This is a genomic window from Candidatus Litorirhabdus singularis, assembly GCF_026262625.1.
Taxonomy (GTDB): Bacteria; Pseudomonadota; Gammaproteobacteria; order Pseudomonadales; family Halieaceae; genus Litorirhabdus; species Litorirhabdus singularis.
In genome coordinates, this window is sequence record NZ_SHNN01000002.1 from 1127525 (window position 1) to 1141401 (window position 13877).

Sequence of the window (13877 nt, forward strand, 5' to 3'; positions counted from 1 at the left end):
TGCGTCAGCGACGCAGTGTCGCGGCCAGAAGTTGTTGCAACTTCGCCCAGGAGTCTGCGTCGGCTGCCTGATTGTAGGCCACCGGAATTCCATACAGTTCCCCATTACGGTCAGCTTCTGGGCTGCTAAAACCGTGCCCCGCACCGTCATAACCAATAATTTCGTAATCCGCACCAGCGGCCTTCATCTCTGCATCAAACGCTGTCACCTGCTCAGCAGGAATCATGCCGTCATCATTACCGTGGTAAACGGCTATGCGCGCTTTGATCTGCCCGGGCTGAGCGGGAGTTGCGGTTTCTAATACCCCGTGAAAACTGGCCACGGCTGCCAGATCCATCCCGGCGCGCGCCATAGCCAACGCCACTGCGCCGCCAAAACAATAACCAATGGCTGCTACCCGACCAGCATCAACTTCAGACTTGCCTCGCAGCCACTCGAGCGCAGCGCCAAAGCGTTGCGGTACTGCTGTCGGATCATCAAGAACCCCCTGCATCAGCGCACCGGCATCATCCGGAGTTAGCGCCTCGCGACCAGCGCCATACATATCGGCCGCCAGGGCACAAAAGCCCAACTCTGCGAGCATATCGACGCGGCGACGAATATAGTCATTGATACCCCACCATTCGTGAACAACGATCACGCAGGGCGCATTCGTAACGCCTTCGGGAGCCGCAAAGTACCCTCGCAATTCCGTGTCTCCGCTAAAATAGCTGACCTGGCTACCGGCACCTGAATTTACTGTAGGCATAACGGTTTAAACTCCTTAGAATCATTACCCGACAAGTATAACCAGCCGCCTGACTTATGAAAGCGTTTACCTTCAATACCACCAAATCCATCATCAGTGAGCCCGGTGCTTTGCAGCGGATCGGCGCTATTTGCGCCAGCCTGAATATTACCCGCCCACTGATCATAAGCGATGCCGGCATTGTCAAAATCGGACTGTTAGCTCAGCTCGAGGCAGCCCTGAGCGACGCCGACCTGCCGCTACTGGCGTTTACCGATGTAGTAGCAGACCCGCCTGAATCGGTCGTCGAGCAGGCACTGCAGCTGGCGCTGACGGAATCCGTTGACGGGGTGATTGGATTTGGTGGCGGCAGCTCTATGGACACAGCCAAGTTGGTCGCTTTGCTAGCACGGTCCGGCGAGAGTTTGGCGGACGTTTACGGGGTAGATCAAGCTCAAGGCCAGCGCCTGCCACTGGTTCTGGTACCGACAACCGCCGGCACTGGTTCCGAAGTTACCGCGGTAGCCATTGTTACCACGGGCGAGACCACCAAAGCCGGTGTGGTGGCCAATCAGTTATTACCCGACGTTGCCTTGCTGGACGCTCAGCTGACACTAGGGCTACCTGCGCCGATTACCGCTGCCACCGGCATCGATGCCATGGTGCACGCTATTGAGGCTTATACCAGCGCCCACAAGAAGAACCCCTACTCAGACATGCTGGCACGTCAGGCGCTGACCCTGCTGGCTGACAATATTCGCGAGGCGACCCACCAGGGCGATAGTGTCGATGCACGTCAGGCGATGCTGTTAGGCGCCTGTCTGGCCGGTCAGGCGTTCGCTAACGCCCCGGTCGCTGCTGTCCATGCCCTGGCCTATCCATTAGGTGGACACTTTCATATCCCGCATGGGCTGAGTAACTCATTGGTGCTGCCTCACGTGCTGCGCTTTAACGCTGAGTCAGACGTGGCCAGCGCGCAATACGCAGAACTAGCCAACCACTTACTACCTGAGCAGTGCTGCGGCGACGACCACAAAGATAGCGCGGCACTGATTAACTGGCTACAAACGCTAATCGCCGACCTGCAGTTGCCCGCGTCACTAGAAGCAATGAATATAGAAGCCTCTGCATTACCAGTGCTGGCAGCCGATGCAATGCTGCAGCAGCGTCTATTGATTAATAACCCCCGGGTCGTTGAAGAAGCCGATGCGCTGGCGATCTACCAAGCTGCCTGGAAGGATTGAATTCATGAGTCAAGAAATTCACCACCGTGAAGACTATCGCTGGTTCCAGCCAATCACCACACGCTGGCTGGACAACGATATCTACGGGCACGTCAATAACGTGATCTACTATTCCTGGTTTGACACCATCGCCAACAATTTTCTCATTACCGAAGGTGGCATAGATATACAGGGCGGTGACCGCATTGGCTATATTGTTCACTCACAGTGTAACTACAACAGCGCCATTGCCTATCCCGAATCCGTGGAGGCAGGCTTTCGTGTCAATCGTCTGGGCAACAGTTCAGTGGAATACGGAATAGGGATTTTCCGCCAGGACATTGATGATGCCGCGGCCTGGGGCACCTTCACCCATGTCTTTGTCGACCGTGTCAGTGAGCGCCCTGTGGCGATCGATGGCAAACTGAAGCAGGCGCTGGAATCGGTGCTGGTTTAAAGTAAGCCAGGTGCGCCAACTTTCACTTTCACTCCCACTGCCAGTCTGGTTCCAACGCCGAACCACAGCCCTGCAGGCGGCGCTCGTCTAACTCTACGATAACCGCGTTCTCAAACACTTCTCCGGACATAGTGTCCTGACAATGCTCGGTTTGCAGGGTGATTTTTAGCTGCTTGCCATTGGCGCTGGTCTGGTAGATTGTTGCCTCTTCTGACAGCAACGGATCAGGTGTATCAAATAGCCAGCGTTGCTGACCATACCCGGTAACCAGTAATATCTTTCCACCGGGGGTAATCTCCACCAACCAGCCCGGCTCCTGCCCTACTCCACGAAACTCCACGCCCCGACGTCGCGCCTCTTCCCAAGGTGCCCGTGCGGCGTTTAGGCGACAATTGGTGTAGCGAATACCGCGGATAGCAATAATCGCAGAACTTCCCTTGCTCCAAACACTGGTTTGGCCCACTTCATATTTTTCACCGGAGGCGCTAACCACTCGAGTCAGTTCATAGACTTCCTCGCCAGCATACAGGGCTAGCTGTTCTCCACGGACGCTGGCAACCAGCTCGTCCTGATCGCATTCGTATACCAGGGTGCGACTCATCTCAGCTTCCTGAGCTGGCTCCTCGGCCTGCTGACCGGCGCAACCCGCCAACAGTGACACGATAAGCAAGGACGGCCAGTAACCGTTGTGCAAGCTCATGCCAGCGGCGCCACGGACTTTAGAATCAATCGTACCAACATGGTCTGGCGACTGACCCCGGTTTTACTGAATACCGAGCGTAAATGGGTACGGGTGGTATTGCGACTGACCCCCAATTCAAGCGAGGCCTCGTCTAGCGTCAAACCATTGGTTAGTAACATCGTTAATGCTGCCTCAGTTGGTGTCAGACCAAACAAGCGGGTAATTACTTGAACAGGAGCTTCCGCCTGTGACTCGGGGTTGCTGATGAAAATAGCCACCGTCGGTATCGAATGCACCTGCCTGGCCTCCGCGCCAGGTACAGGCCGAATTAGAACACCCAGATCACCAGCGCCGCTGGGTCGCTCAACACGTAGGGCTTCGACTGCCATGATATCGTTGTGTTGCTGCGCCTGAAAGACCCGACTTACCAAAGCCAGCAGTTCATTGGTTTGCTCTCGCTTGCACAACACCAAGTGTCCATCAGACGCCGTGATTCCATCGCCCTCAGCCAATAAAGCCTCGGCCAGTTCGTTGCAGGACACAATAGTGCCATTTTCATCCAGCAGAATTGTCGCGACCGACATCTGCGCAACAACTCCCGCGTATACGGCTCTCTCACTTTCCAGGCGCCGCACACGCGTATGCAGTCGAATGGCGCGTTCAATATGTGGCAGTAAATCCTGCAAGCGCTGTTTTTCCGCTTCCCCAAATCGCGGCGCTCCGCGATAACGCCCGATGCGCATACGGGCATCAATCTCTCCGTTGACACGCAGGTCTACCGCCAAAAAGTCATACCAGTTTTGCGGCGCCAGTATTACCTGGTAAAACTCGCTGGCGAGCAACTCTGCTTCGCTCATGAACTCGCGCAGAGAAATAACTTTTCCAGCGGGTAAATTGACCATCGGATCTAGCAAGAATTGCCCTTGAGTATAGCTCTCAATATGGGAGGTGGAACCGCCATCGGATAGTAATTGCATGCGTGAGTTGGCGACGGGTGCGCTACTATCAGGTGCGCTCTGCAGGGGTGCATTGAGCAGTAAAGTAACCGCATCGGCAACGAATACACTGCGCAGTAAGGTTAAAAATGAACTCCAGGGAGGGTCTTCCAGCGGCCCTTCGTAGAGCGCACCCAGCAACTCGCCCAAGTCTGGATCAGTTGGCATTGGCCACTGTCAGTGAAAAGTTTGCGGTCCATGACTGGCGCCGGCGTGTGTTCCTCTGCTCATCGCTCTCGGCGTCAAAATCAAAAGCCGCAGCCGCAGTAAACTCATCGGCAAGGTGAAGCGCCTGCACGCTGACCGCCGCATAAGTCTCGCCGTCAATTTCAGCCCGCACAAAAACCAGTTCATTGCAGACCGCACAGTGGCAAAAACCAGCGCTATAGGTACCAAAGCGATGGGAATAGATAATATGGGGATGCTTCACCTGCACGGTGATCATGGCTTCGGGAGTGGACACGAAAGCATGTTGCTGGGGCGAACAGTATTCGCAGCCACAGCTTCGCACCGGCGTGGCACTGGCCTGCGTATTACAGAAATAGGTCACAGCAACGCCGCCACAGCGGCAGCCGCCCTCGTATTGGTGTTTAAAATTAGTCTCTGTCATGGCGCTAGCCTCTCACACTTCGCAGGCGCCGCAAAGTATCCGCTGCAACAAACCCCAAGCCCAGCCAGACCAGTGCAAAACTCGCCAACTGCACCGGGTTCATAGGTTCGCCAAAAATGCAGATAGCCACCAGTAATTGCGTACTGGGACCGATGTAGAAAACCAGGCCCAATGCCGACAGTGCCGTCAGCCGCGAGGCAGCCACGTAGCACATCAGCGGCACGGCGGTCATCACACCCGCCCCTATCAATATCAGGTCCACTTTGAGGCCATAGCGCCCTAATCCCGCGCCCCGCTCCAGAATGATCCACACCAATGCAAAGGGCGCCATTACCAAAGTCTCTAGAAACAGACCTTCTACCGCCTCCAGTGCCACGGCCTTGCGCACTGCACCATAGATACCAAAACTGACGGCAACCCCTAACGCCACCCAGGGCAGACCACGATTCTCTACGATAAGCAGCAACATCCCTATTGCGGCAAAGGCTATGGCGATTTGTTGGGCTCGGCCTATGCTTTCCTTAAACAGCACAATACCGATCACCACATTGATCAACGGTAGCAGAAAGTAGCCCAAGCTTGCTTCAGTGGCACGCTCATTCGTCACCGCCCACAGAAAGACACCCCAGTTGATTGCCTGCAAAGCGGCCGCGCAGCAGACGATCAACATGGTACGCGGGTTGGCAAGATGGGATAACGCGGCACGCAAATGCCCAACCCATAACAGACATAACGCCACAAAGGGTAGTGACCACAGAGCACGGTGAGCCACCAGGTCAGCGGCGCCCACCGGGTCAGCCTGCACCCAATAAAGAGCGGCAAAGCCCCAGATCAGGTAGGCTGTAGTCGCCAGTAACAGGCCTTTATTCATTATTGTGCTTCACCCCAAAACGCAGTGCGACAGCCCGCGAGGTTAACTTAATTCCGGCAATGAAATCAGTATCATCCGCAGCGCCAGTATCGTCACCAGGAGCTTGAACCAAAACTGAAAATTGCCCTGCGGCAGATACTGGCGCAAGCGCGTGCCAACCCAGGAGCCCGCTATGACCGCCAGCATCATACCCCCAATGAGTGGCGCATATGCCGCAAAACTAAAACCCAGCACAAGAAACGCCAACACCTTGAGTAGATGATTCAGCGCCATATAAACTGCAGTGTTCACCACCAACCAGTCGCGTTGCTTATTGCGCCTTGCCAACAAGGCAGCGCCCAGCGGACCAGTAGCACCCACCAGCATACCCACGCCGGTCTGGTAAAAGCCCAGCATCGCCATAGCAAAACCGCCATCACCCCCCGCCGCTGGCAACGGCAACCAGGTAATAACCAGTATCACTATACCGATCAATATCGGCAGCCAGTCGAGGTTAATAGCATCAATCAGTAGCCCGCCACCCGCAGCCCCACCCAGACCTCCAACAACAAACGGCAATATCAGCGAGCGATCGATATGACGCCAACCAAATAGTGCCCGAGAGCCATTGCTCGCCAACTGGGTCATGGCATGCACTGGGATTATAGCTAGCACAGGGACCACACCCGGCATCAGTGTTATCAGCGGCACGCCACCGCCCATGCCAAACACGCCTGCAAAAGCAGACGTCAGGAATGCGGCTAGCACCAGCCAGTATTCTCCCACTTTGGTTTCCCACTCCCAGATGAACTTATATTGTAGACCGATTTGCGGCTCAAGACTGATGCTGGCAATCGCTCACACATTCTTCAGTACTATTAACCGCCTATAAAAGTTAGGTTCCAAGGCGTCGACACAACCGCGCAACCACCTCCTCGGCTAAGAGCATAGTAACGACCACCACAATAAACGCGATGACGCCATGCCATGGACCGAGAAAACGTATCTGCTGGCCGAAGGCAAAATCGATCACACAAAAAATAATCAGTTTGGATACGAACAGGATTACCCAAGCGCTGAAGAAGCGCATGAACCGTGCAAAGCCTCCCTCTCATGCATTGAAGAACGCCGCCACGCGATGTTCAATTTTCAGGGTTATCGTCAGTAGCACCTGTAGCAGCAGCGCCACGGCAAGCGACACAGTGAATGAAGACAGCTCCACCATTTGCCAATACTCGGCATAAAGATTAATCACTACCAGATCAATCAAGATTGCTGTGAAGTAGCGCATAAACATGCGCTGCCGGGAGTCTGGTTCTTCGGCGGAGGCGACCTCCAAAAATCCGTGATCACTCATTACAAGTCAGGCCTGTGTAGTGTCTCACCCAGTAGGGGCAAAAATAGTGGTAGCAGTGTAACTGTTTAGGACAAAGTGCAGGGAGGCAGTCCTACCTCAATTAGCGGCCGCTCGCTTAGCCGCCTCTTGTATGCGGACATTTCTCCAAACAGGTAGAAGAAGCAGGCGAGAAAACATAAAACCAGCAATACACAATGTGTATATGATGCTAGCAATAATAGGTCCTGCCTCTCGGTGAAAGTAAATATCTGAAGCATTCATAACGTTAATCAAGATCAAAACCGAACTTGGGCTTTGTAAGATTAACGTCAATCTTACCAAGGATTTTGTTCTACCTACGCCCCTCATACTCTTTTGCACAGCAAGCGACCCCCAAGCCTGCAAACCTGCTGAGATTGCACTGCATATAGCCCAGAGCGTTGTTTCCTTGATATTGAAGGAGTATAGAAGAATGGCAATGGAACATATCAGTGACGTCAATAACGAGAATTGGAGAATCATTGTTAAACCAACGGCATCGCCGCGGCGTGTTTCTTTGTCACCAGAAAATTGAAAGGTTGCGATAATCCCTGCAAACCCCGCCAATGCGATAGATGCCTCAACTCCCAGTATTAGTATATCCAGCGTTTCCATTCTTTTTTTCCTTATTTTTAGCTGCCCAACAAGGGTACCCCGATGCCTGTTAATAGGCGAGAACGGACATCAGGGCTGATCAGATCCAGGACTGAGCTAACGTCTGCTTTCACCTCAGAGCGGACATTGGCCAGGGGCTTAAACCGGCCTATTTAGAGCCTGCTATGTGCCATGAGGGGACTTTGGTAATGTGCTCTATAACGACTACGCCCGCGCCATTCGAAAAATTTGAGTTATTCTAAAGTCTCCATATATCTCAATCCTTTGGGGCTCAGGAACGGCTTGAGCGGTGCGTCCAGCAGCTTGTGAGCACTGAATTCGCCCGCTGGTGGCATATACGGCATGTCACCGTAGTACACGGTAATGCCAAACTTTTCTTTTCGGAGACAACGTTTTTCCCTTTTGCGTTCCGAGATGGAATGATCGATTTCTTTGATGAACGCAGCAACAATAATCCGGAACACTTTCTCCTCATCTACACCATCTCGCAGTAGTCCTTCCGATTGCAGCCTCTGCAGCGTGTCGTGAGGCTCGCGGCCTTTTCCGATGCAAGTTGAAAGTTTAGTTGGTGCTCGCACAGTCAGATATCCTCGTAACTAGTGCCACTCATAATGTGCGCTCTCCATCTGTTTATTGGTCCTCAAGACACAAACAATTTACTTACCCCGAGCGTCTGGTATGAGCCGGAAGCAGACGCCTGAAATTAAGTTTAGCCTAATGTCCGTTCGTAGGCGAAAGCCGACGTTAGGGCAGATGGATTCCACGACCGGTTGAACCCGCACCTCAAAGCGGGCCCTTCAACTTTTCCTCAGCTTCCGCCTTTTCCATACCAAGATTTCATTCAGGTTCTTTTGCTCTCCTTGATTTAACCGCCAAGGAGATCAGATAGCACACTACGACTATTGGCCATATCAGTGTCCAGGGTAAAAAAATCGAAAAACCAACGACGCCTGGTGGCGTACCTGTTTCTATGAGAAAAGTACCTAATACAAGAGGACCAGCACCCAAAACCAAAAAAACAATAATGGCTGCTCTATTCTTTTTGAAAAACCGAATCTGGGTTTCCATGGCAGTCTTACCTTTCAGCCTTTAACATCCCTTTTTCAGTGTAGACCGATGTCGACTAATAGGCGAAAGCGGCCATCTCAATTAAGAATCGCCCGCAGTTCACGCGGCCCACGCAGTACACCCCCACAGATAACAACTTCGTGATCGGGGTCCAGCCTCGCATCGGGGAATTTCTGCAGCAGGACTTGCACGCCCGTCTCTATCACCCGCCTAGCCATATGACTGCCAAGACAGAAGTGCTCACCGTGACCGAAAGACAGGTGGCTGTCTGTTCGAGTGTAATCAAATTCACGCGGCCGCTCATACACCGCCGGGTCACTATTAGCGGCTGAAATGCACAACCGTACCTGCTCACCCTGATTTATCTGCGAGCCTCCTAGCTCAAAGCTACGCACGCACTCACGCGGGACCATCACTAGAGCCGGCTCCCAGCGCAGTACTTCCTGTAACAGCGCCTCCAGCGGCTTACCGCCGGCATGAGCCATCTCACGCAGAGTAGGATCGTCCAACACAACCGCCAGTGTTGTTCCCAGTGTGTTGGTACTGGTGTCGATGGCGGCGGGAAACAGGTTGCGACAGAAGGCAAATATCTCTTCATCAGATAAGGCACTCCCATCCACTTCTGTCTCCAGCAGTAACGAAATCATATCCTGTTCAGGTTTCAGTCTGCGGGCCGCCACCACGGGGCCGAGGTACTCACCCATTTCTGAACAGGCGCTAATGGCTGCAGGCAAATCGATATAGCTATGCATGATGCGATCAGCCCAGTCATGCAGCCGCGGCGAGTCGGCAGCCGGCAAACCCAACAGCCGGGTAATATTGTTAAAGGTATAGTGGCGGGTGAATTGACTCACCAGGTCCAGCGACTGACCGGCTTCGAAACCAGCTACCAATTTACGCGCTTCGTCGGTGAATACGGTTTCAGCCAATTCGCGCATTTTGCGCGGGAAAAACACCGAGGCAACCGCGGCGCGGTGCTGCCGGTGTCGTGTGCCCGTCATGGTGGGCAAGACCTCCCCCATGCTCGGCTCAAGCAGCTGTTTGTACGCCGCTGGCGCGGACAGAAACTCGTCGTCGCCAATCACCTGCCGTACTTCAGCATTGCCCAGTACAAGCCAGGTGGGCACTCCTGCGAAACTGACCCGCACTACCGGTGACTGTTCACGCAGCTGCGTTAATAACTGGTGCAAGTCGGGGAATTCGCCAATAGCAAAATCTATATCCGACATAGAGCTACGCTGGCATCTGGCCCATAAATTGGTTCATATCAAAATAGTCACGCCAGTGACAAATTTTTCCATCGCGCAACTCAAACACACCCATGACCGGCAACTCCACCCACTTGTCACCCATCAGGAATCGATCAATGCGCTCGTTCATGACCACTCCACTGGCACTCTCGGATTGATTAAGCACCACAAACTCTACCGTCGATGCCATTCCGGTAAAGCCTTCTATAGTCGTCCTGATCATGTCCTTACCCACATTGGGCGGATCTATCGGAATATTGGTATAGATTGCATCGTCGGTGAAGCATTCAACAATTCTGTCGATATCCATACTGGACCACAAACCGCAAAACTGTTGCACCAAATCGCTATTAGTTGCCATGCCGATATTCCTCCCAGAAAAACGAACCTCACTCTAGCGCATGCCGGAGTATTGCGAAACCCGATTGCTGAAAGCGCTCCCCCTTGATTGATATCAATACGGTCAACAGGCGCATTGGTTAAAATATTTATGCTGTAAACCCACCAGGAGAAGATACTAAATGTCGACCACAAAACTCATTGCGACAAGCGCTTTGCTTGCCACTGTAATCATTGCTCCCGCTATCAGTTTTGCCGACCAGGGCGACTGGATTATTCGCGTTGGCGCTGCAATGGTAGACCCGGACGCCTCAAGTGACCCCATTGATATCGCAGGACTGGTCACACTGGATGGTGTCGATGTCGACTCCGACACCCAACTGGGCATAACTGGCACTTATATGTTCAGGGATAAGTGGGGCGTATCACTACTGGCTGCCACACCATTCGAGCATGATATATCGATTTCCAATACGGACCTGGCGGCAGGTTCGACCAAGCACCTGCCACCCACTCTGACATTGCAATGGTACCCGCGCGGCGGCAACGACGGCTGGCAACCTTATCTCGGCCTGGGGATCAACTACACCGGATTTTTTGATGAAGAGGTAGACCCTGAATTAGAAGCTGCCCTTGGTGTTATTACCGAACCCGTCACCGGTGTCACTGACCCGGTTCCCGCAAGCTTGAGCCTGAACAATTCCTGGGGCGTGGCCCTGCAGGCTGGCATTGATATACCACTCAATGATCGCTGGGCGCTGAACGCTGGTTTGTGGTGGATCGATATCGACACCAAAGCTACTATCGGCACTGAGTTGGGCGACGTAAAGTTTGATGTTGAGCTGGACCCTTGGGTTTATATGATCGGTGTCGCGTATACCTTTTAAACGCGGCTGCACTCATTTCAATCGTGATGACGGCGCTGTCTACGTTACCGCTGCACCTGATACCGATAGCTCAGGCGCAGCGGCAGCGCATTTTTGTTGGTCCACATCAGACAATACTCTCGCGCAGCCGGCGCAACATAGCTGTACTTATACTCTCGCTGCTGTTTTAGATTGACCGGGAAACGCACCTGACTTTCCAGATGATAGTGAATATTGAAATCCACTTCTGCTGAAGCACTGAAACTAATTTCCAGCAAATCATTACGCTTTAACTTAATACACGGCTCTTCGTTGCTACGTGGCGCCAGTTCCAGCTCTTGTTCCTGCGCCTGCACAATTTCCGCAGCTGTTACTTTTGCTGCACTGTAGCTAATAGCAGCCAATACTACACAGACTGACAGTGTCCTTAGAGTCCGCTCCATCTAAACCTCACTCCCCAACAAAATGTGGCTCACGTTTTTCAAACAAAGCGCTGATACCTTCAATATTGTCCCGGGTTCCAGACAGCTTATCGAATTCCTGTAGCTCGAATGAAAGAGCTTCTTCTGGCCCCATGCCCTGTTGTCCGTTGACTACTCGCAAAATCGCTGCGACAGCAAGCGGCGCTTTGGCCGCCAATGCCTCGGCGCTGGCCCAGACGCCAGCTTCCAACTCTGAATGATTCTCATAGCATTGATGCAGCAGACCCAGGCGCAGCGCTTCGTCAGCCTCTACATGACGGCCCGTCAACAGCATATCGAGCCCTGCGGCACGGCCAACGGTACGCACGACACGATAAGCACCACCCCACAACGGCGCCGTTCCCAGTTCAACCTCAGGCAATGCCAGCCGGGCACTGGCATCTGCGTAGCGAAAATGGCAAGCCAGCGCCAACTCAAGCCCGCCACCCAGGCAATAGCCGCTGATACTCGCAATCACTGGTTTCTCCAGTAATTCGATACGTCGGTACAAGTCATGTCGTTGCTGGCAGAATGCCAGCGAACCAGCCGCAGCGATCGCGTCGGCTTGCTTCAGGTTGGCTCCCAAGGAGAAATGCTTGCCACCCGCACCATTGATAATAATCGCCCGCACCGAACGGTCGGCGCCCAAGCGCGTTACTGCCTCATCCAGCGCGGCCACCTGTTCAACACCGATAGGATTATAGGGAGTATTATCAAGGCTTAGTTCTGCCACAGCAGCCTGCCGCCGTTCTATCAAACCCGTTGCAAGCATAGTGTGGCCCTAGCGCAATAAAAGCAAAATTATAGCAGCAGAAAGCCTATATATCCGGCCTTACACAGCAGATGCAACGCCTGATCCTGGGCCAGCGATGTGCGCTTGGAGCATTTGCTATAGTCAATGACTGCGTGCAGGAAAACCTCTAGTAGACCCAACAACAGGCTGCCGGTAATCAAATACACAGCCCCGCCGTGACCTAGCGAGTGCGACCCCATCCAATAGAACCAGGCCGGAAATTCGCGATTACCGTCGGCGTGGAGTTCGCTCTGTGGATTTTTGGCGGCCGCCATAATATCCGGCTGCAGGACAAAATCCAGAACGGCATGTGCCACGAGGAGCTGAAAGGCTAGCTCAAGTACCTGCACAGATAAAAGTCCCAGTTCAATAAACGATGGGGAAGCATAACAGTGATGATTTGATCGCCCCAGCGGGTAGTGTGAACCGGTTCACACTTAAGTAAAATCAAGCCCCAATAACAAGCTGATTTGACACTTCTGCCGCGCATGCGCGCGGCGCCAATCAAGCCTTTTGTTGAGCGCGATCAGATCGTGCCGGCCTCGCGCGCCATATCCAACGCAAGGTCTTCAATCATATCTTCCTGACCACCGACAGTGCGGCGGCGCCCAAGCTCAACCAGAATATCCCGTGAAGACAGGTTGTATTTCGCGGCGCTACGCTTGGCGAACAGCAGAAAAGACGAATAAACCCCAGCGTAACCCAGAGTTAAGGCATCCCGATCGACGCGAACGATTTCGTCCATCATTGGCACAATCAAGTCTTCTGCAATATCCATTGCTTTGAAAGTATCAACGCCGGTCTCAATGCCCATGCGGTCACACACCGCTATAAATACTTCCAGTGGCGTGTTGCCTGCACCCGCACCCAGTCCTGCCATAGAACCATCGATACGATTAGCACCGGCGGCTACCGCCGCTATCGAGTTGGCAACGCCCATCGCCAGATTATGGTGGCCGTGAAAACCCAGTTCAGTTTCAGGTTTCAGCTCTTTACGCGCTAGCGCCACGCGATCAGTTACATGATCCGGCAACATATAGCCGGCAGAATCAGTGATATAGACGCAAGTAGCCCCGTAAGATTCCATCAATTTCAATTGAGTAACTAACTCATCCGCCTCAATCATATGTGCCATCATCAGAAAGCCCACCGTATCCAGACCTGCGATCTGACTCGCTACCCCAATGTGCTGCTCGGAAACATCTGCCTCGGTGCAATGGGTGGCAACTCGAATCGTGCTGATACCGCAATCGACTGCCATATGCAGATGATCTACGGTGCCGATACCCGGCAGCAATAAAGCGGAAACCTTGGTATTTTTCATCTCCTTGCAAACAGCGGTCAGGTATTCCTCGTCCGACGCCGCAGGGAAACCATAGTTAACACTGGTTCCGCCTAACCCATCACCATGGGTCACTTCGATCATGGGCACGCCAGCCTCATCCATGGCGCGCGCTACAGTGACCATCTGCTCAACGGTAATCTGGTGTTGTTTGGGGTGCATGCCATCGCGCAAACACATGTCGTGTACGGTAATCTTTTTGCCCGCCAGGTTCATCAGACTCT

The 13877-nt window shown here is 53.3% G+C and carries 20 protein-coding genes; 3 read left to right on the forward strand and 17 right to left on the reverse strand.

All coding sequences use genetic code 11. From position 1 onward, the window contains the following. Positions 1–4: 4 nt before the first annotated feature. On the reverse strand, positions 5–748 hold the full coding sequence (locus EYC98_RS13550) for a dienelactone hydrolase family protein (protein WP_279245873.1): 744 nt from the start codon (positions 746–748) through the stop codon (positions 5–7). A 56-nt stretch (positions 749–804) separates the two neighbouring features. Here EYC98_RS13550 and EYC98_RS13555 point away from each other — a divergent pair, with 56 nt between their 5' ends. Both EYC98_RS13555 and EYC98_RS13560 read left to right on the forward strand, forming a co-directional pair. Next, a complete protein-coding gene (locus EYC98_RS13555; RefSeq protein WP_279245874.1) occupies positions 805–1971 on the forward strand; it encodes an iron-containing alcohol dehydrogenase in 1167 nt (388 codons plus the stop codon). Between the two features lie 4 nt (positions 1972–1975). Continuing rightward, positions 1976–2407 (forward strand): acyl-CoA thioesterase, encoded by a 432-nt coding sequence (locus EYC98_RS13560; RefSeq protein ID WP_279245875.1) that lies wholly within the window; start codon positions 1976–1978, stop codon positions 2405–2407. 28 nt (positions 2408–2435) lie between these two features. Here EYC98_RS13560 and EYC98_RS13565 read toward each other — a convergent pair whose 3' ends face one another. From EYC98_RS13565 to EYC98_RS13620, 12 genes are all read right to left on the reverse strand, one after another. Beyond that, positions 2436–3107: an MliC family protein gene (locus EYC98_RS13565; protein WP_279245876.1), complete on the reverse strand. Its 672-nt coding sequence runs from the start codon at positions 3105–3107 to the stop codon at positions 2436–2438. Next, positions 3104–4252 (reverse strand): helix-turn-helix transcriptional regulator, encoded by a 1149-nt coding sequence (locus tag EYC98_RS13570; protein WP_279245877.1) that lies wholly within the window; start codon positions 4250–4252, stop codon positions 3104–3106. Before EYC98_RS13570 ends, EYC98_RS13565 begins: the two co-directional genes overlap by 4 nt. Next, positions 4242–4694, reverse strand: coding sequence for a hypothetical protein (locus tag EYC98_RS13575; protein ID WP_279245878.1), 453 nt, complete (start codon positions 4692–4694; stop codon positions 4242–4244). The genes EYC98_RS13570 and EYC98_RS13575 overlap by 11 nt, the downstream gene beginning before the upstream one ends. A gap of 4 nt (positions 4695–4698) precedes the next feature. Further along, positions 4699–5565 carry an EamA family transporter RarD gene (rarD, locus tag EYC98_RS13580; RefSeq protein ID WP_279245879.1) on the reverse strand — a complete coding sequence of 289 codons (867 nt, stop codon included), beginning with the start codon at positions 5563–5565 and terminating at the stop codon, positions 4699–4701. A gap of 42 nt (positions 5566–5607) precedes the next feature. Beyond that, positions 5608–6330, reverse strand: coding sequence for a TSUP family transporter (locus EYC98_RS13585; RefSeq protein ID WP_279245880.1), 723 nt, complete (start codon positions 6328–6330; stop codon positions 5608–5610). A gap of 109 nt (positions 6331–6439) precedes the next feature. Continuing rightward, complete coding sequence (locus tag EYC98_RS13590; RefSeq protein ID WP_279245881.1) at positions 6440–6634, reverse strand: hypothetical protein; 195 nt, start codon at positions 6632–6634, stop codon at positions 6440–6442. 21 nt (positions 6635–6655) lie between these two features. Continuing rightward, on the reverse strand, positions 6656–6901 hold the full coding sequence (locus tag EYC98_RS13595) for a hypothetical protein (RefSeq protein ID WP_279245882.1): 246 nt from the start codon (positions 6899–6901) through the stop codon (positions 6656–6658). 96 nt (positions 6902–6997) lie between these two features. Beyond that, positions 6998–7534: a hypothetical protein gene (locus tag EYC98_RS13600; protein ID WP_279245883.1), complete on the reverse strand. Its 537-nt coding sequence runs from the start codon at positions 7532–7534 to the stop codon at positions 6998–7000. Positions 7535–7767: 233 nt separating this feature from the next. Beyond that, positions 7768–8112 carry a hypothetical protein gene (locus EYC98_RS13605; protein WP_279245884.1) on the reverse strand — a complete coding sequence of 115 codons (345 nt, stop codon included), beginning with the start codon at positions 8110–8112 and terminating at the stop codon, positions 7768–7770. 259 nt (positions 8113–8371) lie between these two features. After that, a complete protein-coding gene (locus EYC98_RS13610) occupies positions 8372–8602 on the reverse strand; it encodes a hypothetical protein (protein WP_279245885.1) in 231 nt (76 codons plus the stop codon). A gap of 77 nt (positions 8603–8679) precedes the next feature. Next, positions 8680–9831 (reverse strand): cytochrome P450, encoded by a 1152-nt coding sequence (locus tag EYC98_RS13615; RefSeq protein ID WP_279245886.1) that lies wholly within the window; start codon positions 9829–9831, stop codon positions 8680–8682. Between the two features lie 4 nt (positions 9832–9835). Further along, positions 9836–10213, reverse strand: a complete 378-nt coding sequence (locus tag EYC98_RS13620) for a limonene-1,2-epoxide hydrolase family protein (RefSeq protein WP_279245887.1) — start codon at positions 10211–10213, stop codon at positions 9836–9838. 160 nt (positions 10214–10373) lie between these two features. Here EYC98_RS13620 and EYC98_RS13625 point away from each other — a divergent pair, with 160 nt between their 5' ends. Beyond that, positions 10374–11078 (forward strand): OmpW/AlkL family protein, encoded by a 705-nt coding sequence (locus EYC98_RS13625; protein ID WP_279245888.1) that lies wholly within the window; start codon positions 10374–10376, stop codon positions 11076–11078. Between the two features lie 44 nt (positions 11079–11122). Here the strand turns inward: EYC98_RS13625 and EYC98_RS13630 are convergent, their stop codons facing one another. The 4 genes from EYC98_RS13630 to dmpG all read right to left on the reverse strand — a co-directional run bounded on the left by EYC98_RS13630 (position 11123) and on the right by dmpG (position 13869). Continuing rightward, positions 11123–11500 carry a hypothetical protein gene (locus EYC98_RS13630; protein ID WP_279245889.1) on the reverse strand — a complete coding sequence of 126 codons (378 nt, stop codon included), beginning with the start codon at positions 11498–11500 and terminating at the stop codon, positions 11123–11125. Positions 11501–11507: 7 nt separating this feature from the next. Then, positions 11508–12251, reverse strand: coding sequence for an enoyl-CoA hydratase/isomerase family protein (locus tag EYC98_RS13635; RefSeq protein ID WP_279245890.1), 744 nt, complete (start codon positions 12249–12251; stop codon positions 11508–11510). A gap of 68 nt (positions 12252–12319) precedes the next feature. Further along, the gene (locus EYC98_RS13640) at positions 12320–12661 is read right to left on the reverse strand and encodes a DUF3307 domain-containing protein (RefSeq protein ID WP_279245891.1); all 342 of its coding nucleotides are present in this window, start codon (positions 12659–12661) and stop codon (positions 12320–12322) included. Positions 12662–12837: 176 nt separating this feature from the next. Then, a complete protein-coding gene (gene dmpG / locus EYC98_RS13645) occupies positions 12838–13869 on the reverse strand; it encodes a 4-hydroxy-2-oxovalerate aldolase (RefSeq protein WP_279245892.1) in 1032 nt (343 codons plus the stop codon). Positions 13870–13877: the final 8 nt, after the last annotated feature.

What these genes read in the sequence shown, in the direction of transcription:
- EYC98_RS13550 (WP_279245873.1), bottom strand. Translation starts at nt 748, where the DNA reads ATGCCTACAGTAAATTCAGGTGCCGGTAGCCAGGTCAGCTATTTTAGC.
- EYC98_RS13555 (WP_279245874.1), top strand. Translation starts at nt 805, where the DNA reads ATGAAAGCGTTTACCTTCAATACCACCAAATCCATCATCAGTGAGCCC.
- EYC98_RS13560 (WP_279245875.1), top strand. Translation starts at nt 1,976, where the DNA reads ATGAGTCAAGAAATTCACCACCGTGAAGACTATCGCTGGTTCCAGCCA.
- EYC98_RS13565 (WP_279245876.1), bottom strand. Translation starts at nt 3,107, where the DNA reads ATGAGCTTGCACAACGGTTACTGGCCGTCCTTGCTTATCGTGTCACTG.
- EYC98_RS13570 (WP_279245877.1), bottom strand. Translation starts at nt 4,252, where the DNA reads ATGCCAACTGATCCAGACTTGGGCGAGTTGCTGGGTGCGCTCTACGAA.
- EYC98_RS13575 (WP_279245878.1), bottom strand. Translation starts at nt 4,694, where the DNA reads ATGACAGAGACTAATTTTAAACACCAATACGAGGGCGGCTGCCGCTGT.
- rarD (WP_279245879.1), bottom strand. Translation starts at nt 5,565, where the DNA reads ATGAATAAAGGCCTGTTACTGGCGACTACAGCCTACCTGATCTGGGGC.
- EYC98_RS13590 (WP_279245881.1), bottom strand. Translation starts at nt 6,634, where the DNA reads ATGCGCTTCTTCAGCGCTTGGGTAATCCTGTTCGTATCCAAACTGATT.
- EYC98_RS13595 (WP_279245882.1), bottom strand. Translation starts at nt 6,901, where the DNA reads ATGAGTGATCACGGATTTTTGGAGGTCGCCTCCGCCGAAGAACCAGAC.
- EYC98_RS13600 (WP_279245883.1), bottom strand. Translation starts at nt 7,534, where the DNA reads ATGGAAACGCTGGATATACTAATACTGGGAGTTGAGGCATCTATCGCA.
- EYC98_RS13610 (WP_279245885.1), bottom strand. Translation starts at nt 8,602, where the DNA reads ATGGAAACCCAGATTCGGTTTTTCAAAAAGAATAGAGCAGCCATTATT.
- EYC98_RS13615 (WP_279245886.1), bottom strand. Translation starts at nt 9,831, where the DNA reads ATGTCGGATATAGATTTTGCTATTGGCGAATTCCCCGACTTGCACCAG.
- EYC98_RS13620 (WP_279245887.1), bottom strand. Translation starts at nt 10,213, where the DNA reads ATGGCAACTAATAGCGATTTGGTGCAACAGTTTTGCGGTTTGTGGTCC.
- EYC98_RS13625 (WP_279245888.1), top strand. Translation starts at nt 10,374, where the DNA reads ATGTCGACCACAAAACTCATTGCGACAAGCGCTTTGCTTGCCACTGTA.
- EYC98_RS13630 (WP_279245889.1), bottom strand. Translation starts at nt 11,500, where the DNA reads ATGGAGCGGACTCTAAGGACACTGTCAGTCTGTGTAGTATTGGCTGCT.
- dmpG (WP_279245892.1), bottom strand. Translation starts at nt 13,869, where the DNA reads ATGAACCTGGCGGGCAAAAAGATTACCGTACACGACATGTGTTTGCGC.